We start from the raw sequence: 23,609 nt of genomic DNA on the forward strand, positions 1-23,609 counted from the left end.
AAAAGCGAAGAGTTCCTCTCTTCGCTTTTCTTTTTTACTAAAATCAATCATGATATAAAGTTAATCAATAGTTGAACAAGTAATTATACATGAAAATTCTTTAAATTAGTGCTGATTAAACGCAATTTATGGAAGAACACTTGCCAAAACTCATTATCGATTTAGGATTAATTCTTTGTGTAGGCGCAGTAACAACGCTTATTTTTAAACGTATCAACCAACCTCTTGTTTTAGGTTATATCATTGCCGGTTTTTTAGTTGGACCTCATTTTAGTTATGTTCCATCTGTTGCAGAAGAACATAATGTTGAGATTTGGGCAAAAATTGGTGTAATATTTTTACTTTTTAGTCTTGGTCTTGAATTTAGTTTCAAAAAGCTTCTCAATGTCGGTGGCTCCGCTTCTATTACAGCAATTGTAGAAATTATATGCATCGTAACAGTTGGTTATTTTGTTGGTCGATTTATGAATTGGTCCACAATGGATAGCATTTTCCTCGGTGGATTATTAGCCAGTTCTTCTACAACTATTATCATTAGAGCGTTTGATGAATTAGGACTAAAACGGAAAAAATTTGCAAATGTCGTTTTTGGAATTCTAATTGTTGAAGATATCGTTGTCATTTTATTAATGGTAATGCTTTCTACAATGGCTGTTAGTCAACATTTTGACGGAGCCGAAATGATTAATTCCTTTATAAAATTAGGCTTCTTTTTAGCTGTCTGGTTTATTGGAGGTATTTTTATTATTCCAACTTTTTTGCGCTCAATAAAAAAATATTTAGACGACGAAACATTGCTAATTATTTCCATAGGACTTTGTCTTGGAATGGTATACATTGCAGATAGCGCAGGTTTCTCTATCGAATTAGGAGCTTTTGTTATGGGATCTATTCTTGCAGAAACTGTTTATGCAGAAAAAATTGAACACAACTTTCAATCAGTAAAAAACTTATTTGCAACTATATTTTTCATCTCAATTGGGATGATGATTGATCCGATCTCAATGTATGAACACAAATGGGCAATTCTAATTGTTACATTGTTAACTATTATTGGAAAATTAATTTTTACAACTCTAGGAGCTATTATCTCAGGACAACCTTTAAAACAATCTGTGCAAGTTGGTATGAGCATGGCACAAATAGGTGAATTTGCATTTATTGTTGCTGGTCTGGGACTTTCTCTTGGTGTTACCAGCGATTTTCTCTTCCCTGTTGCTGTCGGAGTTTCTGCTATTACAACTTTTACAACTCCATATTTGATTAAATCATCTGATAAAGTATATAAAATTTTAGAAAAAATTCTTCCTCAGAAATTTATTCAAGGAATTGAAAAATATTCAGCTGATACGCAACATATTCAAAATGAAAACAAATGGAAAGCTATTATAAAACAAACCATTACAACTATTTTCACGAATGGAATAATTATTATTGCGATTACTTTAATTGTGAAAAGTTATGTATTGATTTTACTTACCGACTGGTTTACATTTTTTGGTGCGAGCTTAGTTAGTCTTATCCTAACGTTTATCTTATGTATTCCTTTCATTTGGGCAATAATTGGTAATCGCCCTAAAAGAGAAATTATAAAAGAATTTTGGGATGAATCTAATTACAATCGTGCTCCTATTATTGCGATTATTTTCATTCGTCTTTCATTAGTAATTGTTGCTGTTATTTTCATTTATAATCAATTTTTCTCGAGTACAATTGCGTCAATTATTCTAACAATTGGACTTCTTATTATGATGTATTTTCTCTCAAAATCATTCAATAAAGTTTACGATTATATTCAGAAAAAATTTATTTATAATCTGAATGAACGCGAAATTTTGAGCAAAAGAAAAGAAGAGCGTATAAAAAAGGAAAAGTTCCAATATACTTGGGATAACACCCATATTTCTGATATGATTGTTCCTCAAAATGCAAACTTTATAGGTGTTCCTTTGGGAGAATTAGATTGGAGAACAAAATTTAAAATCAATATTGCTTATATCAAACGAGGAGAACGAATAATCCAAACGCCAAATTCTGAATCTGTTTTATATCCTTTTGATAAGATCGGAATTATCGGAACCGATGAAAATATTCAACGTTTCGAAAAATATTTACAAATCATTGGTGAAACTCCTCCAGAAAATAATGATTTGAAAAACACCGATAATTTCACTTTAGATAAAGTTGTAATTCCAGAAGATTTTTGTGAATTGGAACATAAATCAATTGGTTGGGTAAAAGATACCGCAAAAGGAATTATAGTTTCTATCGAACGTGATGGAGAAATGATTCACAATCCAGATAGAAATGTTGAAATAAAATTGGGCGATTATCTCACAATTGTTGCCGATAAGAAAAATTTAAAAAGATTTATACAAGATTATAATTTAAAATAAAGGAAGTAATTTTACAACATGCAACGTAAAATTATTCACATCGATATGGATGCTTTTTATGCTTCTGTAGAACAACGTGATTTCCCAGAATTAAGAGGAAAATGTGTTGCTGTAGGTGGAAATGAAGAACGCGGTGTAATTGCAACTGCTAGCTACGAGGCAAGAAAATATGGTGTTGGTTCTGCAATGTCTTCTGTTGTGGCTAAACGAAAATGTCCACAATTGATATTTGTAAAACCTCGATTTCAAGTTTATAAAGAAGTTTCAAATCAAATTAGAGAAATATTCCTTGAATATACTGATTTAGTTGAACCTTTATCTTTGGACGAAGCTTTTTTGGACGTCACAATTAATCATAAAAACATTGAAATTGCAACAGATATTGCAAACGAAATAAAACAAAAAATAAAGGAACGAACAAACTTAACAGCTTCTGCTGGTGTTTCTTTTAATAAATTTTTAGCCAAAATTGCTTCTGATTATAATAAGCCAGATGGACTTTATGTCATAACGCCAAAAATAGCTGATGATTTTATTGATAAACTTCCCATAAAAAAATTCCACGGAATTGGAAAAGTAACAGCCGAACGCATGCAAATGATGGGAATTTATACTGGTTCAGATTTAAAGAAACTAGAATTAGAAAAACTTTTACGAGAATTCGGTAAATCTGGTCAATATTATTACAATATTGTTCGCGGTTTAGATTTTAGGGAAGTTAATCCTTCTAGAATTCGAAAATCATCTGGTTCAGAAACCACATTTAATAAAGATTTAGAAACGCTAGAAGAAATGCAAATCGCTTTATTTCCTCTTATGGAAGATGTTTGGAATTGGTCACAAAAAACTTCGATTTATGGTAGAACAATTACTGTAAAAATAAAATTCAATGATTTTTCGGTTTCTACAAAAAGTAAATCAGCTTCATTTCCGATTAAAAATAGAGAACTTTTTGATCAAATTTGTTATGATTTATTATCCGAAGGTTACTCCTTAGAAAAGCCAGTTCGACTGTTAGGTGTTTCAATTTCTAATCTTTCAGATAACCAAAAAAAAATAGGGACTCAACTCGAAATTCCTTTTAAAGATATTTTCTAAAAATTTGAACATTATTTTATTTTTCCGAAATAATAAAAGATTAATTATTTAAAATCAATATTTTAAATCAAAAACAATTAACTTAATACAAGAACACTTTGTAGACACTTTATTTCATTTTTTAAAAAAACTGTAGACACTTTGAAGATAGCATATATTTTTTATTGTAGTTTTTATTGAAGACATTTGTACCAACAAATAAAAACGTTTGTTATCGCTTTCTAAGATTACTAACCAACAACCGAACTAAAAAGCTATTTGATGAATCTAACCAGTTTATCAGAAAAACCTAAACCAAAAAAATTTATTTGATAAATCTAACCAATTTATCAAAACTACCTAAACCAAATTAAAAAAGCTGAGTTAACCAAACTCAGCTTTTTTGTTTATTAAAATATCTAAAAATTAAATTTTAGGTTCTTGTTGACTTAAACAATGAAAAGATCCTAACCCCCAAATAATATCTGTAGAATCTATTCCTACAACTTTACGATCTGGGAAACACTTTTGAATTATATCCAAAGCTATCGCATCTTTTGCACAACGATAAGTTGGCACAATGACTGATTTATTAGCAATATAAAAATTTGCATAAGAAGCTGGTAAACGTTCACCTTCACAATAAACAGCATCTGGCATTGGTAATTGAATGATATTTAAAGAACGGCCGTCTTCTAATTTCATTTCTTGTAATTGACGAAGATTTACTTGCAACAATTCGTAATTATCGTCTGTTTCATCTGTTTCAACAACTGTTAAAACTGTATCTTCATTTACAAAACGAATTGTATCATCAATATGTCCATCTGTATCATCACCAACAATTCCGTCTTCTACCCACAGAATTTGAGAAACTCCGTAATAATTTCTTAAAAACTCTTCAATTTGATCTTGAGAATATTCTGGATTACGATTTTCGTTCAACAAACAAGATTTTGATGTCATTAACGTATTTTTTCCATTAAATTCTACAGAACCTCCTTCCATAATAATTCCTGGATAAAAAACAGGTAGATTAAACTCTGCTCCTATTTTTGTTGGTACAATATCGTCATTCTCGAAAGGTGGATATTTTCCTCCCCAAGCATTAAATCCCCAATCCACAATAACTTTTGGATTATCAGGATTATTTTTATTTAACAAAAATGCAGGACCATGATCACGGCACCATGCATCGTTTGTTTCATTGAAATAAAATTCTACTTGTGACAAATCTGCATCCGTTTTCTCAATAAAAGACAAAGCAAAAGCTTTCATTTCTTCGTCTTTGACATTAATACGAACTTTTTCTCCTTTCGATAATTCAGCAATAAATTCAGCATAAGCTGGATAAATGAACTGAATACGATCTGGCCAAGATTCTTCTTTGTGTGGCCAAGAAAGCCAAGTTGCTTCGTGCACTTCCCATTCGGCAGGAAATCTATATCCTAAATCTTTTGGGAATTTTGATGTATCTATTGTGTTCAATTTATTTTTTTTCTAAAAGTTTAAACGTATTTTCGATATGTCCACTCGCTTTCCAATTATCATGTCCTGGAATAACTTGTTTAATAACTGGATGTTTCAAAATTAATTTCTGTACCGTTTTTGGCCATTCAGCAATATTAGCTTCGCCAGTATAACCTAGATTTACAGCATTAGCTCCTTTTATTAAACAACCTCCATCCAAAACTTTATATTTCGGAAACCAAACCACAACATTATCAGTTGTATGTCCTTCTCCAAAGTACTCAACAACAAATTTTTCTTTTCCAAACTTGTATGTTTTTCCTAATTCAATCTCAAATTTTGAAGTTGCTTTTCGTTCTTTTCTTAATTTCTCATTTGTGAAAGAAGTTGCATAAGTAGGAATCTTCAACTCATTATAAAAACTCAAATCTCCAGCTCTATCTTCATGCGAATGTGTTACAAAAACAGCAATAATTGGCAAATGATACTTCTTTTGTAAAATATCATTTAATTCTTGATACTGAGATTTTTGCCAAGGAACATCAAATAAAACAATTCCTTTATTTGTTACCAAATACATTCCATTTGCGTTGTATTCTACAGCGTTAAAAGCATTAAATGTTTGATATACAAATAGATTATTATTAATTGAATCAATTTGAATTGGTTTTATTTGACCAAATGCAAAACTTCCTATTAATAGAATGAGTGAAAATAATTTTTTCATTAATCTTCGTCCAAAAAGCGTTTTGTAATTGGCTGATAAGAATCTATACGGCGATCTCTTAAGAAAGGCCAATGTTTACGGAAGAAATCAGATTCATTCAAATCGATTTCAACCACTTCTGTTTCTTCTTTATCATGAGTTGCTAAATACAATAATTTCCCTTGAGCATTTGTTGCAAAAGAACCTCCCCAGAATTTCATCGCTCCATCTTGTTCAAAACCAACTCGATTTACAGAAATAACAGGAACACCATTTGCTACTGCATGCGAACGTTGTATTGTTTGCCAAGCATTGTATTGATCTTGATTTGTTTCTTCGTCTTGTGTTGTATCCCAACCAATCGCAGTTGGATAGAATAAAATTTCTGCTCCCATTAAAGCTGTTATACGAGAAGCTTCTGGATACCATTGATCCCAACAAATTAGTACACCAATTTTACCAAATTTAGTATTAAAAACTTTGTAACCTAAATCACCTGGAGTAAAATAAAACTTCTCATAAAATGCAGGATCATCTGGAATATGCATTTTTCGGTATTTGCCTAAATACTCTCCATCTGCATCTAAAATAGCAGTTGTATTATGGTATAAACCTTGAGCACGTTTTTCGAATAACGAAGCAATAATCACCACTCCCAATTCTTTTGCTACTGCTGATAACGCATCTGTCGATGGACCAGGAATTGCTTCTGCTAAATCGAAATTATCATAATCTTCGACATCACAAAAATATAATGAAGTAAACAATTCTTGCAAACAAACTATTTGTGCTCCTTTTGCAGCAGCCACTTTTATTTGTTCAATTGCTTTGTTTAAATTTTCTTGTTTGTTATTAGTACAAGTCATTTGTACCATTCCAACTTTAACTTTTGCCATTTTAAAACAGGTCTAAAAAAAATGAATAATAATTGACAAAAATAAAGAAATTAGTAGGATTTAATGTATTAGAATACATATTTAAGAATATTTTATGCAAAAAATAAATTCTCTCAAACTTATCTAAAAATGCTATTTTGAATGAATTTTTAAGAAAATTTTAAAAAAGTTTACATTAATATTATAATTTTTAACAACTCTTTATTAAATTGTAACTTATAATTTTGTCACGTAATAATTTAGAACATGAAAAAATTAATTGCTCTTTCCTGCCTTTTTAGCGGAATTTTTATTTCAGCTCAAAGTCAAGAAAGTTACATTTTAGCAGAAAATTCAGCCTCTTCATCAACTTCTATCGTTACAAAGAAAGTAACTTATCTCGACCATTTAATGGCTGCAGAATCTTTCAATATCCCTATGGTTAAGAGTTTTGATGATATTGAAGGGTTAGTTATAATGAAAAAATTGGTTGCAATTCCAGAAGAAGGAAATGGCTATACAATTGAAAAGTTAACACATAGTAAAGCTTTTTTAAATAATAGAGCAAAAACTATTTTAGAAAAAATTGCTTCTAAGTTTTTAGAAGAAAATAACGCAACAATTACGGTTACTTCACTAACACGATCAGAAGAAAGTCAGGCAAGTTTAAGGCGAGTAAATAGCAACGCCGCAAAAGGCGATAGTTCTCATAACTATGGTGCTTCCTTTGATTTGTCTTATACAAAATTCAATAATAAATATACCTATAACAAAACACATCGTGCTAATTTAGAAGCTATTCTAAAACAACTACAAGATGATGGTAAAATATATTATATTAAAGAATATAGACAACACTGTTTTCATGTAACAGTTAGAAATCCAGATCAATTTAAATCAACAACTATGTAATTTATAAAAGTTCTTTTCTATTTTTGCAGAAGAGAATTGAATCATGAAACAATTTTTAACAACGTTTTTTATTTACTTTTCTTTATTTGGTTATGCACAATCACGAGTTGTTATTGAACCTTCTAAAGAATATGTTCAGCATTTAAATGCCGCAAAATCTCATAAAATTGAGTTGATTGATGGTGATAAAAAACTGAACAAATACATTAACCAAGGAAAATTGGTTAAAATAAAACAACGTGGTTATGGTTGGCGAGTTGGAGATTTAACACATAGTCATTCCTATCTTGTACCAAAAGGACGAGATATTTTGACAAGTATTGCAAGTGATTTTGTCAAATCAACTGGTCAAAATTTTTTCGTTGTTACTTCGATGACGCGAACGCTTCATGATCAAAATCGTTTGAGAGGAATTAATAGAAATGCATCTTCCAACGATAGTTCTCATAATTTTGGTGCTGCTTTTGATATTTCTTATGTAAGATTTAATCATAAGATAAGACCTGATTCTAAGCTTGAGAAAGCTTTAGAAGATGTTCTTAAAAATTATGTCAGAGCAGGAAAAATCTATTATGTAAAAGAATCTAAAATAAAATGTTTTCATATTATCGTTCGGAATTATTAATTCTGAACGATTTTTTTTATCCAAAATATTCTAAAAAACATCCAATAAAAATTATTTCGAAACAAATTTCAAATTTACCATTATTTAATCTTTACTTATTGTTGAATTAATCTTAAAGCTGTTTAAAATGTAGAATTTTAACATCTACAAAACAAGAGATTCACACAATGAAAAAAATCGTATTATCACTGGTAATATTTGGAAGTTTTTACACTTCTCTAAACGCTCAACAAACTGTAAAAGGAATCGTTTTTGAAGATAAAAATCAGAATAACAAATTTGATAAATCGGAAAAACGATTGGCTAATGTACAAGTCAGTAATGGAAAAGAAGTTGTTTCGACAAATGAAAAGGGAGAATATCAAATTGATATTGATAATGAAACAATTTTGTTTGTTGTAAAACCTACAAATTATAAAGTTCCGACGAATGAATTTAATCAGCCACAATTCTTTTATATCAACAAACCTAATGGTTCTCCAAAATTAGAATATGCAGGTTCTGCTCCAACAGGAAATACTCCCAAAAGTGTTGATTTTGCTTTAATTCCAGCAAAAGAAAATGAAAAATTTTCTGCTTTAATTTTTGGTGATCCACAAGCTTATACAGAAGAAGAAATTGAGTATTTTTCGAAAGGTATTGTTGATGATGTAAAAGGAATTAAAGGAATGGAATTCGGGCTTTCTTTAGGAGATTTGGTTGGAGATGACTTAAATCTTCATCCTTCTTACATAAAAACTGTTGGGAAAGTTAGTTTACCTTGGTACAATGTTATGGGAAACCATGATATGAATTATGATGCTAAAGAAGATAAATATTCTGATGAAACGTTCGAAAAAAACTTTGGTCCAAATAATTATTCATATAATGTAGGAAAAGCACACTTTATTGTATTAGATGATATTTTGTATCCTGATCCTCGTGATGGAAAAGGATATTGGGGAGGTTTTCGTGCAGATCAATTAGAATTCATTAAAAACGATTTAAAATATGTTCCGAAAAATAATTTAATTGTTTTAGCATTTCATATTCCACTTCGCGATATACGTCCAGAAGACCGAAACAAATTATTTGAATTATTAAAAGATTATCCAAATACAGTTTCAATGTCAGCTCATACACATTTCCAAGAGCAAATTTTTTATGCAAATCAAGATGGTTGGCAACAACAAAAACCTCATCATGAATATAATGTAGGAACAACTTCTGGTGATTGGTATTCTGGTCCAAAAGATGCAAAAGGTGTTCCGGCTTCTACGATGCGAGATGGTACACCAAAAGGTTATGCATTTTTACATGTAGATGGGAATCAATACAAATTTGATTATAAAGTTGCTAATTCACCAAAAGAAAAACAAATTGATTTGTACCATACAAAAAAAGTGAAAGAAGGTAAACGAAATAAAGCTTTCCTTTATGCTAATTTCTATATGGGACATGAATCGAACAAAGTAGAATATCGCATAAATAATGGTGAATGGAAGAAGATGAATTGGGATCCAACAATTGATTATAATTATATGGAAACAATGATTAAGATTGATAATGCAGAAATTGTAAATATCGGAAACAGACCTTCTGCTCCTGAAATTTCTAAACATATTTGGTCTGTTCGATTACCTAATAAATTAAATGCAGGAACATATGAAATAGAAGTAAGAGCAACAGATTTATATGGAAATACATTTACTGAAAAATCTTCTTTTGAAGTTATTAAATAAACGCATTTTATATAAGTAAAAAGGCCACTTCGAAAGAAGTGGCCTTTTTTAATAAAACTCAATAAACTTTATTCATGTTAAATAAAAATAAATAAACCTTTAATTCAATGTAAAAACAATTTCAAGTCTTCAATTTTAGTAACGTTTACTTAAATATATCTTAATCCCTACTTAAACAACATACGGAATGGAACACATAGTTTTGTTAAAATTTTTAACACATAAACTATTCACATTTACAGCTATGAAACAATTAAAATTACCACTGCTTCTACTTAGTGGATTTTTAAGTTTACATGCCAATGCTAAAACTTATAATCATACAAATTATCATCAAATTGTCTCTCAAGACCAAAATCCAATTAAAGGTCAAATTGTTGATCAAAATGGATTAGGAATTCCTGATGTAGAAATAATCATTAAAGGAACATCTTTTAAAACATTTACAGATGGAGATGGTTTTTTCGAATTTGTTTCAATAAATGTGGCTCATCCTACATTATTAATTAATTCTTCGTTTCATAAATTTATTGAATATTCTCCGAAAGATATTTCCAATATAAAAGTTACACTACAAGAAGATACAAATCAGTTAAATGAAGTTGTTGTTACAGCGTTAGGAATAAAACGTGAACAAAAAAAATTAGGATTTGCGCAACAAAATATAAATTCAGAAGAATTGGCTACAGCAGAAGCAAACAATTGGTCTTCAGGATTGAAAGGAAAAGTAGCTGGTCTTAATATTATTTCTGGAGGAAATGGACCTATCAATTCACAACAGATTATTTTACGAGGAGCGAATTCAATCGATCAATCGAAAAATTATGCTTTAATCGTTATCGATGGTGTTCCTATGAGCACAGAAATGACATCATCTGGGAATGATACTGCTTATATGGGCGACGATTCTCCTATTGACTTTGGGAATGGAATTTCTGATATTAATCAGGCAGATATAGAAAGTGTAACAGTTTTGAAAGGTCCTGCTGCAGCTGCATTATATGGTAACAAAGCTGCTAATGGAGCATTAATTATTACAACAAAATCTGGAAAAAAAGGAAAAAGATTAGGATTGGAATATAAATCTACGGTTGCAATTGATGTTGTAAACAATTGGCCTGATTTCCAGTACGAATACGGACAAGGATCTGGAAAAAGTTTTGATAAAAATGGTAATCCATATTATTCTTATCAAGCTTCTGCAGATGGACCAAACACAGGAAGTACATCCTCTGCTTTCGGACCTAAATTTAGTAATCAACAATTTTTTCAATACGATCCAGATTTAGAAAAACAAGGAACTGAAAGAACTTTGTGGCGCCCTTATAAAGACAATAGAAAAGGATTTTGGCAAACTGGATTTACTTTCAGTAATTCTATTACACTTTCTGGTGGGAATGATAAAGGAAGTATGCGAGCTTCTATTGGACATCAGAAAAATAGTTGGATTATGCCAAATACAGGCTACGAAAATTATACTGCTGCAATAAATGGTAATTATCAAGTAAGTGATCGCATCAAAGTTTCTACAGCATTAAACTTTACACGAAAAACAAGTGATAATTTACCTGGAACTGGTTACAATAATGGTTCGATTGCTTATTTCATGATTTTCCAAAATCCAAATGTTGATTTAGCATGGTACAAACCAATATGGCAAAAAAACTACGATGGTGTAAAAATGATTCGCCCTTACAGTTCATATATGGACAATCCTTACGCAATTGCATATGAAGCGGTAAATCCTATGAATAGTAATCAAATTGTTGGGAATATTCGAGCTGATTTTAAAATAAGCAATAAATTAAGTTTAATGTTACGTCCTGCAATTAATACATACACACAATTGCGCGAACAAAAACGCCCGTTTGATATGAACCGAACACCAAAAGGTTATTATAAAAGACAAGATGTTTCTAAAACCGAAACTAATATTGACTTCTTAATGACTTATACAGATAAATGGGGAGATTTCGGATTTACAGCAAATGTTGGAGGAAACAGAAAAAATTATGAATACAAAAATTTAACTGCTTGGGTTGATGGACTAGCTTCTCCAGGAGTTTATAAACTTGCAAACGGATTAACTTCTCCTTTCGCTAGAACTTATGATTCTAATTTAAAAGAAAACTCTTTATATGGAATGGCTTCTTTTGGTTGGAAAGATATGATTTTTGTTGATATAACAGGTCGAAATGACTGGAATTCATCTGTTGCACTTAAATATAGCTCTTTCTTTTATCCTTCAGTTTCCTCAAGTTTTATCTTATCTGATTTATTTAAACTAAAAGGTCCTATCAATTACTTAAAATACCGTGCATCATTTGCTAAAGTAGGAAATGGAGGAACGCCAGGTTGGACAAATAGATATTATGATCAAAGTGATTTTTCTGGATCAGCGGTTGTACAAAATAAACTTTATAACCCAGATATAAAACCTGAATCTACAACATCTTGGGAAACTGGTTTCGAAGCATTATTATTCAAAAAAAGATTGAGCTTAGACTTTACTGTTTATCAACAAAGTACTAAAAATCAAATTTTCGAATTACCTAATGATATCACAACTGGTTATTCAAAAAGAGTTGTAAATGGAGGTGAAATTGAAAATAGAGGAATCGAATTAGCAGTTTCTTATACACCTATAAAAAATAAAAACTTTAGCTGGAAAGTTTCTGGAAATTGGACTAAAAATGAAAACAAAGTAAAATCTTTAGTAGAAGGAATTGAAGGTAACGAAATGATTCTTGGTCAATCTGGAACGGTTTATCAAATTGCAAAAGTTGGCGGATCTTCTACTGCTTTATATGGAGAAAAATTCGTACGAAATAATGCAGGACAAATTATTTACGATGCTAAAACTGGAGTTCCTATCAAAAACGGATTATTAGAATATGTAGGAGATGCAACACCAAAGTGGCGAGCAGGATTTACCAATGAAATCAAATACAAAACACTTCGATTCAGTTTTACTTTAGATGGACAATATGGCGGAATCGTTTATTCTCAAACTTATCATAAAATGATGGAACAAGGAAAATTAGCCGATTCATTGCCAGGTCGTGAAGATGGTTACATCATAGGAAATGGTGTTGTTCTAAATCCAGATGGAACATATTCGCCAAACACAACAAAAACAGACGTAGCAACTTATTATGGTGAATATAATCGTCGTGCAAATGTAGAAGCAAACTCGTTCAAAGCTTCATATATAAAGTTAAGAGATGTCAGTTTAACTTTTGACTTTTCTAAAAAATTATTATCAAAAACAGGATTGGAAGCATTATCATTAACTTTTTATGGACGCGATTTATTTACAATCAGCGATTTCCCATTATACGATCCAGAAACCGCTTCTTTGAATGGAAACAAATATGTTCCTGGAGTTGAAATGGGACAAATGCCATCCACAGCTACCTATGGTATCACGTTAAAAGCTTCATTATAATTCTCAATATTCAATTTATTAAAATGAAAAATATTTCAATTAAAATAGCATTCGCTTTAGCAATTATTACAACTGTTTTCTCTTGTACAAACGATTTTGAAGAAGCAAATGAAGATCCTAATCTAATCACAAAAATAAATTCGGGTTCTGTTTTAAATCCTGTTCTTTATAATTTAGCTGAAAATAATGTACTAAAAAACTACGACATTACAGCTCAATTAATGCAAGTTCACATTCCTTTTCCAAGTAATGCAATGGGACTTCATCGCTACGATGTAACAACAGGAACTGGAAATTCGACATGGAATAGCGCATATAAAAATCTTGTAAATTTAGAAGAAATGCTAAAAGTTTCTGAAAAAGCAGGAGATGTCAATTATCAAGCAATTGCATTAACGCTTCGTTCATTAGTTATTTCTAATTTAACAGATATGTTTGGTGATGTACCTTTTACTGAAGCTGCAAAACTAGAAGAAGGAATTACAAAACCGAAATTTGATAAACAAGAAGATATTTATAAGCAATTAATAACTGATTTAGATAATGCAAATCAATTATATGTTACTAATTTAGGATTAAAATATGGATCTGATATTCTCTTTCCAAACAGCGATAAAAACATCAATATTACACGCTGGAAAAAGTTTACAAATTCATTAAAAATGAGATTATTATTAAGAATTTCGAATCGTGATGCCACAGCATTGACTGAAATTAAAAAAATAATTGATGATCCTAAAACATATCCAGTTTTTGACAATGAGACTGAATCAGCAATTTTACAACTTACTGGTTTAGCTCCAAGTTTATCTCCTTGGCCAAGAGCGCAAGATTATAGAGATAATCGTTCTTTTACAACTTTTTTTATTGATAAAATGGATGAAACAAAAGATCCTCGCTTAGCTATTTTTGTTAATAAAGCATCTGACTTGAAAGGAAATTCGTTAGGTTACAAAGGTATTCCTGCTGCCTACGAAGGAAATAGTTCCGATTATAATTATAATCCATCTTCTCCGAATAATATAATTGTTGTGGCTCCGATGAAAATTCCATTAATGACTTATGCCGAAGTTGAATTTATAAAAGCCGAAATTGCTCAGAAAGGATTAGCTGCCGATGCAAAAAGTCATTATGATAAAGCAGTAAAAGCAGCCGTTCAATTATGGACAAATATGGAACCTAGTTCTGAATTTATGGAACACGAAAATATTAAATACAACAATACATTAGAACGTATTATCGATCAAAAATATTTTGCTCTATTCTTTACAGATTATCAACAATGGTTTGAATATAAAAGAACTGGTTTTCCAAAATTACCAACAACTTCTACAATGCTAAACGATAAAAAAATGCCTCGTCGCTTACTTTATCCAACAAGCATAAGAAACTACAATCCAGAAGGCTATCAACAAGCCCTTCAACAAATGGGACCAGATGATATAAATACGCGTGTTTGGTGGGATGTGAAATAAGTGCTTTCACACCCATATTTTATAGAAAACGGCTTTTTTCAAAGGCCGTTTTCGTTTTATTTGTATCTTCACTAAAATAATAGAAACCGATGCATATCGAAGAATTAAGAGATTATTGCTTAGCACTTCCACAAGTAGAAGAAAAATTTCCTTTTGATCAATCTACATTAGTTTTCTACATTGCTGGAAAAATGTTTTGTTTATGTAATATAGATAAATTCGATTCTATAAATATCAAATGTGATCCTGATAAAGCAATCGAAATTCGAGCAATCTACGAAGCTGTAACTCCTGGTTATCATATGAATAAAAAACATTGGAATACAGTAAAAATTAACATGGATGTTAAAGATTCACAGATTAAAGAATGGATAAAAGATTCCTATAATTTAGTTATCCTAACTTTACCAAAATCTAAAAGACCTGAATTACTTAAAGAATGATTAAACTTAATTTATAAAATTTTCTAGGAAATTTCTAAAGATATTATCATCTTTGCCACACAATGGGGTGCTAATTATTGGCTGAGAATATACCCAAGAACAGTTTTGTTCTGTACCTGATCCAGATAATGCTGGCGGAGGGATTGATGTTATTCATAACTTCTATCTCCTCATCAACAAACAAATTTAATGATGAAGGAAATTATTTCACAAACAACTTGGCAAGAATGGCTAGGTGTACTTTTTTCAATTTTTCAAGTTGTATTAGCGCGATACAATAATCCAAAAAATTATTTATTCGGAATTGCAGGTATTTCACTATCTCTTTTCGTTATGTTCAATTCTAAACTTTATGCGGAATTTACCCTTAATATTTATTATTTAGTAATGAGTATTTATGGTTGGTTATATTGGAGATTTGGGAAACAAAAAAATGAAATTAAAGTATCAAAAACCAATAAACAAGAATGGAGATTTGTTGTAGGAATTGTCTTGGTTAGTTTTACCATTTTCTACTTTGCTTTAACTCATTTCACAGATTCTGATGTCCCGATTTGGGATTCGCTTGTTAGTGCATTTGCTTGGGCTGGAATGTGGCTTATGGCAAAACGTAAACTTGAAAATTGGATTTTACTAAATATTAGTAATATCATTTCTATTCCATTAATGATTCATAAAAACTTGTATTTATATGCAATTCTTTCAGCTTTATTATTCACAGTTGCTATATCGGGATATCTTAATTGGAGAAAAATTATAAATCAAAAAAATGCTTAATATCAATCTTATTCGGGAACAATTATTAAATGTAGAAAACTTTAATCCTGAAATTCTAGAGTTAATAGAAAATAATAATTGGTTAAACATTTGGGTTCCGAAACAATACAACGGATTGGGATTACGATTTTCTGAAGGCTTAAAAACTTTACAATCTATTGCTAAAATTGATGGAAGTTTAGGCTGGTTTGTAACACTTTGCAGTGGTGCAAATTATTTTTCACGAAACTTAAAACCCGAAATAGCTCACAAACTATTCTCTTCTCAAAAAACTTGTTTTGGAGGAAGTGGAATGTTAGGCGGAACAGCAGAAAAAATTGGTGAAAATTATATCATAAATGGCTTATGGGATTATGCTACAGGAGCTCCTTATCTTACTCATTTTACACTAAATGCAAAAATAATTGAAGATGGAAATGAAGTTTTAGATCATAACCACGAACCGCAATTTCTTTCATTTATCCTCGATAAATCGCAAGTTAATCTTATTTCAACTTGGAAATCTATGGGAATGATTGCAACTTCATCGCATAGTTTCGAAGTGAAGAATCAAAAAGTTCATAAAGATCATAGTTTTATTTACAATGAATTTTATTCGGATGATTTAGTTGAAAAAATTCCTTTTCGAGTTTTTGCAGATTTAACATTATTGGTAAATTATCTAGGAATGGCTGAACATTTTCTTGAAAAAAGTCTCGAATCCTTTACTTCTACTCTACAAGATGATTTCCAAAATTATTTGAATAAATGTTCTGATAAAACACTTATATATTCAGCAGAAATAGAAAGTTTACTTCAGAAGAATCAATCAATATCAGAAGAATTGACAGAAGAAATACATGCTTTTGGAACAAAAGTAGTGGAACAAATTACTCACTATATTATTCAAATTTATCCACAATTAGGAATAAAAGCTTCTAAATTAAATGATGAAATTAATCAAGTTTTTAGAGATTATTTTACCGCAACACAGCATCGTAATTTCAGGATAAATATTCTCCCATAAAAGTCTATTTATATATATTTGCAATCTATTCGGCTGCGTAATTTAATGGATAGAATATCAGATTCCGGTTCTGACAGTAAGGGTTCGAATCCCTTCGTGGTCACTCAAATAGACAAATCCTAAATATAATTATTTAGGATTTGTCTATTTTTAGTTAAAAATTATCTTTTACATCTTTTTTGAAGTTGTACTGAGTTTTTTCTTTCTAAATAATTTCTCACAAGTATCATCATAAAAGCTAAGAAACCGAATATAAAGGTTAACCACGGTGTATATTGAACTCCTTTTGTCGCAATAATCCAACCACCAACTGTTGTTCCTAATGTAATTCCCAAATTTCCAAAAGAAGTCGCAAGTCTATTTGCAAATTCTAGTGATTTAGGTGCAGAAGAAATCATATAAGTAGAAGCATTCAAAAAACTTGGTGAATATAAAAATCCCCACAAGCCAATTGTTATAATTACAGCTATAGTATTTGTCCCTGAAAAATACAACAGTACTGGAATGAGAATCGTTCCAGATAAAAATAATGCAGTAGTATTCGTTACATTTTTATTTAGCATTTTCCCCGAAACACGATTCGCAGCAACACCTATAACACCAAATAGAAATAACATATAACTCACCATAGTTCCATCCATTCCTTTCGCTTTGTTCAGGTATTCAGCAAAATAACTATAAGTAGAAAACCATCCAGCTATCATAAAAAAATTCATTGCAGAACTTGCTATAAATGTAGGTTGAGTTAAAATTTTCAATTGACTTCCATAAGATTTTTTTTCTGTAATCGGCATCTTTGGAAGACCAAAGTATATTACAAACAAAGCAACTATACTTACAACTGTTTGGGTAACGAATGAATATTCCCAAGAAAATTTGCTTGCTAACCAAGTAGCAAACGGTACAGTAGAAACCATTGCTATTGCAATACCACTAAAAACGATACTCATTAATTCATTTTCATTTTTCTTATCTCCTTTTGAAACAGCAACCGATAAAGCTGTTGCAATATAAACAGGTTGCAAAAATGCAGGAAGAATTCTAACAAGCATCAATAACCAAAAAGGAGGAGAAAATGACGATATAATTCCTGTAAGAAGAAAAATAGAAATAGCAGTAACCATTACTTTCTTACGATCAAATCCTGATGTAAATAAAGTCATAAAAGGTCCTGTCAATGCAATTACTAATGCAAAAACACTTAGCAGTATTCCTGCTTTATCTATTGTGATATTATAATGTTCTGCGATTTGAGGTAAAATACCAATAACGCCAAATTCGGTAGTTATGACAGCTATAAACCCTAAGCATCCGATGTATGCATATTTTTTCATTTGATAAATTGTTTTGTATTACAGCAGCCAAAATTATCGGGTAATAACTAAATTTGTACTGTACACATCTAATTGTAGGGTACTAACAAATTTGTAAGTAATGGGAAAAAGAAAAGAAAATTCAACCAATATGTTGAACGAGAATTATATAATGGAAAGCTGTAATCTAACATATGCTGTATGCAAAATTGGAGGTCGATGGAAATTACTAATTCTATGCAAATTAGAAAACGGAAAATTACGTTTCAGTGAATTACGTAAAGAAATTAATTGTATAACAGAACGTATGCTTACTCTACAACTTCGTGAATTAGAAAAAGAAGGATTAGTAAAAAGAACTGTCTATGCAGAAGTTCCTCCGAGAGTTGATTATGAACTAACAGACATTGCGAAAGAATTAGTTCCTATATGGAATCAATTAAGTCAATGGGGAGCAAAACACAAAGAATTAATTCTTAAATCAACAAAAGAATAATCTCTGAATTATTTTAGAAAAAAGTTTCCAATCTTTTGGTAACAAAAAATAAATAATTGCTTTATTATTAATTATTTCTCTTCTACATTTGACAAAATTTTTAAGTTTTGGAAATCGAGATCCTATTCTATTTATGTTTAACAGCTTTTTGCGCTGGTTTCATCGACTCTATTGTAGGAGGCGGCGGATTAATACAAACACCTTTATCTCTTGCTTTTTTACCAAGTTTGCCTGTTTCTGTGGTAATTGGAACATTAAAAATTCCTGCATTCAGCGGGACAGCAATTGCAACTTCTCAGTATTTGAAAAAAGTAAAAATAGACTGGAAACTCTTTGCCATTATGGCTTTATGCGCTTTTGTTTCTGCATTTTTAGGATCACAATTACTAACGGTTATCAACAACGATTTTATGAAACCCGTTTTGTTAATCATCTTGATTATTTTGGCAATTTACACGATTTTCAAAAAAGATTTTGGACAAGCAACCGAACGAAAAATACCTTATCACATTGCAATTATCAATGGTTGCATTGTTAGTATAATAGTTGGTTTTTACGATGGTTTTATTGGCCCAGCAACAGGAACTTTCTTTATTTTAGGATTTGTAACGCTTCTTGGAATGGATTTTTTAAAAGCTAATACAAATGCAAAACTTATTAATCTAGCAACTAATTTCGGTTCTATTTGTTTGTTTTTGATAAAAGGACAAATCATCTGGAAAATAGCTTTACCAATGGCTTTATTCAATGCTTTAGGAGGTTTTGTTGGAGCGAAATTGGCCATTAACAAAGGAAATAAATTTATTCGTTACTTATTTATTTTGGTAATCCTACTCTCAATTTGTAGATTTGGTTACGAAGTAATTTTCAAGTAAATGAAACCCATTTTTTCAATTATTCTCTTTTCAGTTTTCACCAATTTATTCGCTCAAAAATTTGAGTTAAAAGATTCGATTTTGCTCGAAAATAAAACAATCAAATGGATTGATACTGATATTAATAATTCAATTTATTTGATTTCTGATACAAAAATTGAAAAAAGATTTCAATCAAAAAGAAGTAAAAAAGTTGATCTAAAAAATATAATTACTTCTGTTGATGCAAATAATCCACTTCGTTTTTATATTTATTCAAATTTTAATCAACTCGCTATTTTAGACGAAGATCTGAATCCTATACAAGATATGATTCAACTAAAATCAACCGATTTTATGCCAGTTGCTCTAAAAGTTGTTGACAATCAATTTTGTTGGTTTTATGATATCATCGGAAATAAACTGATGTATTTTAATTATCAATTGCAAAAACCAATTTTAAGTTCGAAGCAAATCTATCTAAAAAATAAGGATCAATCCATCGATAAAATTCATATTTACAAAAATTTTGTCTATTTAAAAGGAAAGAAAACGATTTACATTTACGATGATTTTGGGAACTTTAAATCCAATTTTGAATTAGATACAGAAAATCAGCCTTTCTATTTTTATAAAGATGTTATTTTTTATATAAAAAACAATACATTAATATCGATAAATATAAATTCTAGAGTTTCTACAAACTTTATTGAATTAAGCAACATAAAAAGTTTAGCTTTTAACGAAACAAATTTTTATACACTTGACAATAACAATAAAGTAAACATTTATGAAATCATAAACTAAAAGTCATTAATCCGAAATTTAAACCATTATTAATACAATGAGCTTTTTTTATTCTTTAAAAATTAGTCCAGCAAATAGAATAAGACATATAAATCAATCAGAATAATTTTTTTCTAAAAAAAGTTTTTTCTATGGGTTGCACACTCAGATTTTGTTTTGAAAATTAAGCTTTAGTATATTTGCAAACGTTAAAATAATTGGAAAATGCATATCGCCATCGCCGGAAATATTGGAGCAGGTAAAACTACTCTAACAAAACTTTTAGCAAAACAATACAACTGGACAGCTCAGTTTGAAGATGTAGAAATGAATCCTTATTTGGATGATTTTTACAATGATATGGAAAAATGGGCTTTCAATCTTCAGATTTACTTTTTAGGAAGTCGTTTTAATCAAGTAAAAGAGATTAGAGAAAGTGGTAAAGACATTATCCAAGATCGTACGATCTACGAAGATGCTCACATTTTTGCGAGTAACTTAAATGATATGGGGCTTTTATCTACACGAGATTACAATAATTATTTGCGTGTATTTAACTTGATGACAAGTTTCGTAGAAGCACCAGATTTACTGATTTATCTAAAAGCTTCTATTCCTACATTGGTCGCACAAATCCAAAAACGTGGTCGCGATTATGAGAATTCTATTAGTATTGATTATTTAAGTCGATTAAATGAGAAATATGACAAATGGATTTCTAATTACAAAGAAGGAAATGTCTTGGTAATTGATGTTGATAATTTGGATTTTGTTGAAAATAAAGAAGATTTAGGTCTTATCTTCGACAAAATAGAAGGAGAAATTAATGGACTTTTTTAGTTCATCAAAATATAGTAACTTGCATGGCTTGATTAATAAAATATCAAGCCTTTTTTGTGAAAAATAATTATGGAAAATAAAAATTTACTGAAGGGCGTTTTGTTTGTCGCAATGGGCTCTAGTTTTTATGGAATGTTAGCAACTTTTGTGAAAGTTGCCTATGATCAGGGCTATACGACAGCAGAAGTTACCGCTTCTCAATTCGTTTTAGGAATTATCATTTTAGGAATTATTAATTTTGTTATGTCTAAAATAAACAAAAATATTCCTGCAATAAAACCAGAAGATAAAAAAAGACTTATGCTAGCTGGAACTTCGCTAGGATTTACAAGTTTGTTTTATTATTTATCTGTACAATATATCAATGTTTCGATTGCAATTGTATTATTAATGCAAACAGTATGGTTAAGTATTTTGGTAGAAAGTGTGATGAATAAAAAATTCCCTTCTGCCAAAAAATTAGTTGCTATGCTACTTGTATTAGCTGGAACTGTTTTAGCTACGAATTTAATCAATCAAGAAATAGAACTTAATCCAAAAGGTTTATTCTGGGGATTCTTAGCAGCTTGTTCTTTTACAACAACAATGTTTACTTCCAATCGTATTGCAACTTATTTACCACCATATAAAAAGAGTTTATATATGCTTTTTGGAGGAGGAACAATTGTCGCTTTATTTGTATTCTTTAGCCAATTAGGTCCTTATTATTTTAGTGGTTTAATGGATTTATACAGAAATTTTTCTGATGATGTAACAAGTATTCATCCTTTGAATTTTAATATATTCCTAACATGGGGATTGTTCTTATCTCTATTCGGAACAGTGTTGCCTCCTATCTTATTAAACAAAGGTTTTCCAAATACAGGATTAGGATTAGGAAGTATTGTGTCTTCGATAGAATTACCTGTTTCAGTTACAATGGCTTTTATTGTTTTACATGAACAAGTTCTAGCTATACAATGGACAGGAATCTCGATTATAATTTTTGCTATTATAATTTCTAATTTAAATTTCAAGAAAAAATAATCTAAAAAAAAGACCAACAGTTTGTTGGTCTTTTTATTTTCAAATCAAATTACTTAATTACTTCACTAAAATTTTAGTCGCCAATTGATTTGATCCATCAATCTTGTCTTGAATTGGTAAGTCTAATAATTCAGCTAACATTGGATAAATTTGCGTGTTTGGAAATACTTTAATTTCTTTTGCTTTTTTTATATTTGGTCCCCAAGCGATAAAAGTAGCTTTCATTTCTGGTGTTTCTTTAACAAGAAATCCATGTGAGCCTTTAGGTGCATTTTTATTTGAAAAATAATTTGGTGCATGCGCTATCAAAATAATATCTCCAATACGATTATAGCGATCATTTTTTGCATTAAAATGATATTTAGACGGAACATTTGTTGTTTTATACACTTCAAATGTATTGTTTTTAGCCGCTTTTATTTCTTTGTAAATTGACTCGATATCATTTTTATCATTCACATATAAGCTTACATAAGAACCATTTGAAGCAACCTTTACTTTCTCATCATCTATTTTTATTGGTAGCTTTAATGGATTTTCGTCATCGATTTTTGTCATTCCATGATCGGAAACAAAAACAAAATTCACTTTCAAACCTGTTTTCTCAACAGCATCATTCAATTTTTTGACAGATTCATCTACAAAATGTACTGCTTCTCTTGTTTCTTTTGCATCTGGCCCAAAAGAATGTCCAGCATGATCTACTTCTGGTAAATAAAATGTGATTAAATGTGGACGTTTTTCCGCTGGTAATTCTAACCAATTTACAACTTGTTGTATACGATAATCAATCGGTGATTTTTCAGAATATTTATATGAATAAGTTGGATACATTCCATTAATTGGCGCTTCAGAACCTGGCCAATAATAACATGCAGCTAACATTTTGTTTTGTTCTGCAAGATTCCAAATCGGAGTTCCACCATACCATTTTGGGTTAATTATAGCATTTCTATTTCCCAAAGAATAACGTTCTCCTGTCATTCTATCATACATATTATTCCCTACTAAACCATGATGAATTGGTGTTAAACCTGTAACAATTGTATAATGGTTAGGAAAAGTAACAGATGGAAAAGATGGATACATTGCATCAGCTTTAACTCCATTTTTAGCAAATTCCATTAAGTTTTTTGCTTCATGCTTTTCTGCATAATCATAACGAAAACCATCTGCTGAGATTAAGATAACATAAGGTTTATCTTGTTGTTTGATATCATTTATGCGATTTTCAATTACAATTTGTTCTTCGATTTCTTGTGCATTTGTTGAAACAGAAACAGTTAAAACAATTGCAGAAAATAGACTAAGTATTGTTTTTTTCATGTTTCAAATTTAGAAAGTTTTAGTCTTTGAACGAATT

General features: G+C 30.2%; 20 protein-coding genes, 1 tRNA gene and 1 riboswitch. Of the genes, 16 read left to right on the plus strand and 5 right to left on the minus strand.

Annotation, left to right across the window (positions count from 1 at the left end; translation table 11 throughout):
* Positions 1-128: 128 nt before the first annotated feature.
* Positions 129-2,396 carry a cation:proton antiporter gene (locus ACMHJW_RS07980; protein ID WP_413532882.1) on the plus strand — a complete coding sequence of 756 codons (2,268 nt, stop codon included), beginning with the start codon at positions 129-131 and terminating at the stop codon, positions 2,394-2,396.
* Positions 2,397-2,414: 18 nt separating this feature from the next.
* The gene (gene dinB, locus ACMHJW_RS07985) at positions 2,415-3,494 is read left to right on the plus strand and encodes a DNA polymerase IV (protein ID WP_413532883.1); all 1,080 of its coding nucleotides are present in this window, start codon (positions 2,415-2,417) and stop codon (positions 3,492-3,494) included.
* A gap of 405 nt (positions 3,495-3,899) precedes the next feature.
* On the opposite strand, the gene ACMHJW_RS07990 is transcribed toward dinB, so the two are convergent.
* From ACMHJW_RS07990 to ACMHJW_RS08000, 3 genes are read right to left on the minus strand one after another with little or no spacing between them, the layout of a single operon-like run.
* On the minus strand, positions 3,900-4,961 hold the full coding sequence (locus tag ACMHJW_RS07990) for an agmatine deiminase family protein (RefSeq protein WP_413532884.1): 1,062 nt from the start codon (positions 4,959-4,961) through the stop codon (positions 3,900-3,902).
* Position 4,962: 1 nt separating this feature from the next.
* Positions 4,963-5,670, minus strand: coding sequence for an EBR family subclass B1 metallo-beta-lactamase (gene blaEBR / locus ACMHJW_RS07995; protein WP_413532885.1), 708 nt, complete (start codon positions 5,668-5,670; stop codon positions 4,963-4,965).
* Positions 5,670-6,545 (minus strand): carbon-nitrogen hydrolase, encoded by an 876-nt coding sequence (locus ACMHJW_RS08000; RefSeq protein WP_413532886.1) that lies wholly within the window; start codon positions 6,543-6,545, stop codon positions 5,670-5,672. Before ACMHJW_RS08000 ends, blaEBR begins: the two co-directional genes overlap by 1 nt.
* Before the next feature lie 246 nt (positions 6,546-6,791).
* Between ACMHJW_RS08000 and ACMHJW_RS08005 the strand changes: the two genes are divergently transcribed.
* The 9 genes from ACMHJW_RS08005 to ACMHJW_RS08045 all read left to right on the plus strand — a co-directional run bounded on the left by ACMHJW_RS08005 (position 6,792) and on the right by ACMHJW_RS08045 (position 17,034).
* Positions 6,792-7,436 (plus strand): DUF5715 family protein, encoded by a 645-nt coding sequence (locus ACMHJW_RS08005; protein WP_413532887.1) that lies wholly within the window; start codon positions 6,792-6,794, stop codon positions 7,434-7,436.
* 43 nt (positions 7,437-7,479) lie between these two features.
* Positions 7,480-8,061, plus strand: coding sequence for a DUF5715 family protein (locus tag ACMHJW_RS08010; protein ID WP_413532888.1), 582 nt, complete (start codon positions 7,480-7,482; stop codon positions 8,059-8,061).
* Positions 8,062-8,228: 167 nt separating this feature from the next.
* The gene (locus tag ACMHJW_RS08015; RefSeq protein ID WP_413532889.1) at positions 8,229-9,782 is read left to right on the plus strand and encodes a calcineurin-like phosphoesterase C-terminal domain-containing protein; all 1,554 of its coding nucleotides are present in this window, start codon (positions 8,229-8,231) and stop codon (positions 9,780-9,782) included.
* 244 nt (positions 9,783-10,026) lie between these two features.
* Entirely contained in the window at positions 10,027-13,230 is a 3,204-nt protein-coding gene (locus tag ACMHJW_RS08020) for a SusC/RagA family TonB-linked outer membrane protein (RefSeq protein ID WP_413532890.1), read from the plus strand.
* A 23-nt stretch (positions 13,231-13,253) separates the two neighbouring features.
* A complete protein-coding gene (locus tag ACMHJW_RS08025) occupies positions 13,254-14,705 on the plus strand; it encodes a SusD/RagB family nutrient-binding outer membrane lipoprotein (protein ID WP_413532891.1) in 1,452 nt (483 codons plus the stop codon).
* 89 nt (positions 14,706-14,794) lie between these two features.
* A complete protein-coding gene (locus ACMHJW_RS08030) occupies positions 14,795-15,148 on the plus strand; it encodes an MmcQ/YjbR family DNA-binding protein (protein ID WP_413532892.1) in 354 nt (117 codons plus the stop codon).
* A gap of 53 nt (positions 15,149-15,201) precedes the next feature.
* Positions 15,202-15,308, plus strand: a riboswitch (TPP riboswitch).
* 29 nt (positions 15,309-15,337) lie between these two features.
* Complete coding sequence (gene pnuC, locus ACMHJW_RS08035) at positions 15,338-15,925, plus strand: nicotinamide riboside transporter PnuC (protein ID WP_413532893.1); 588 nt, start codon at positions 15,338-15,340, stop codon at positions 15,923-15,925.
* Positions 15,918-16,931, plus strand: coding sequence for a hypothetical protein (locus ACMHJW_RS08040; protein WP_413532894.1), 1,014 nt, complete (start codon positions 15,918-15,920; stop codon positions 16,929-16,931). The genes pnuC and ACMHJW_RS08040 overlap by 8 nt, the downstream gene beginning before the upstream one ends.
* Positions 16,932-16,962: 31 nt before the next feature.
* Positions 16,963-17,034, plus strand: a tRNA-Arg gene (locus ACMHJW_RS08045).
* 58 nt (positions 17,035-17,092) lie between these two features.
* On the opposite strand, the gene ACMHJW_RS08050 is transcribed toward ACMHJW_RS08045, so the two are convergent.
* Positions 17,093-18,265, minus strand: coding sequence for an MFS transporter (locus ACMHJW_RS08050; RefSeq protein WP_413532895.1), 1,173 nt, complete (start codon positions 18,263-18,265; stop codon positions 17,093-17,095).
* A 100-nt stretch (positions 18,266-18,365) separates the two neighbouring features.
* Between ACMHJW_RS08050 and ACMHJW_RS08055 the strand changes: the two genes are divergently transcribed.
* From ACMHJW_RS08055 to ACMHJW_RS08075, 5 genes are all read left to right on the plus strand, one after another.
* Entirely contained in the window at positions 18,366-18,740 is a 375-nt protein-coding gene (locus ACMHJW_RS08055) for a winged helix-turn-helix transcriptional regulator (protein ID WP_413532896.1), read from the plus strand.
* Positions 18,741-18,847: 107 nt separating this feature from the next.
* On the plus strand, positions 18,848-19,615 hold the full coding sequence (locus tag ACMHJW_RS08060) for a sulfite exporter TauE/SafE family protein (RefSeq protein ID WP_413532897.1): 768 nt from the start codon (positions 18,848-18,850) through the stop codon (positions 19,613-19,615).
* A complete protein-coding gene (locus ACMHJW_RS08065; protein ID WP_413532898.1) occupies positions 19,616-20,401 on the plus strand; it encodes a hypothetical protein in 786 nt (261 codons plus the stop codon).
* Positions 20,402-20,605: 204 nt separating this feature from the next.
* Positions 20,606-21,220 (plus strand): deoxynucleoside kinase, encoded by a 615-nt coding sequence (locus ACMHJW_RS08070; RefSeq protein WP_413532899.1) that lies wholly within the window; start codon positions 20,606-20,608, stop codon positions 21,218-21,220.
* Positions 21,221-21,289: 69 nt separating this feature from the next.
* Positions 21,290-22,246, plus strand: a complete 957-nt coding sequence (locus ACMHJW_RS08075; RefSeq protein WP_413532900.1) for an EamA family transporter — start codon at positions 21,290-21,292, stop codon at positions 22,244-22,246.
* A 57-nt stretch (positions 22,247-22,303) separates the two neighbouring features.
* On the opposite strand, the gene ACMHJW_RS08080 is transcribed toward ACMHJW_RS08075, so the two are convergent.
* Positions 22,304-23,572, minus strand: a complete 1,269-nt coding sequence (locus tag ACMHJW_RS08080) for an ectonucleotide pyrophosphatase/phosphodiesterase (RefSeq protein ID WP_413532901.1) — start codon at positions 23,570-23,572, stop codon at positions 22,304-22,306.
* Positions 23,573-23,609: the final 37 nt, after the last annotated feature.

The organism is Empedobacter brevis, assembly GCF_965118635.1.
Classification (GTDB): Bacteria; Bacteroidota; Bacteroidia; order Flavobacteriales; family Weeksellaceae; genus Empedobacter; species Empedobacter brevis_A.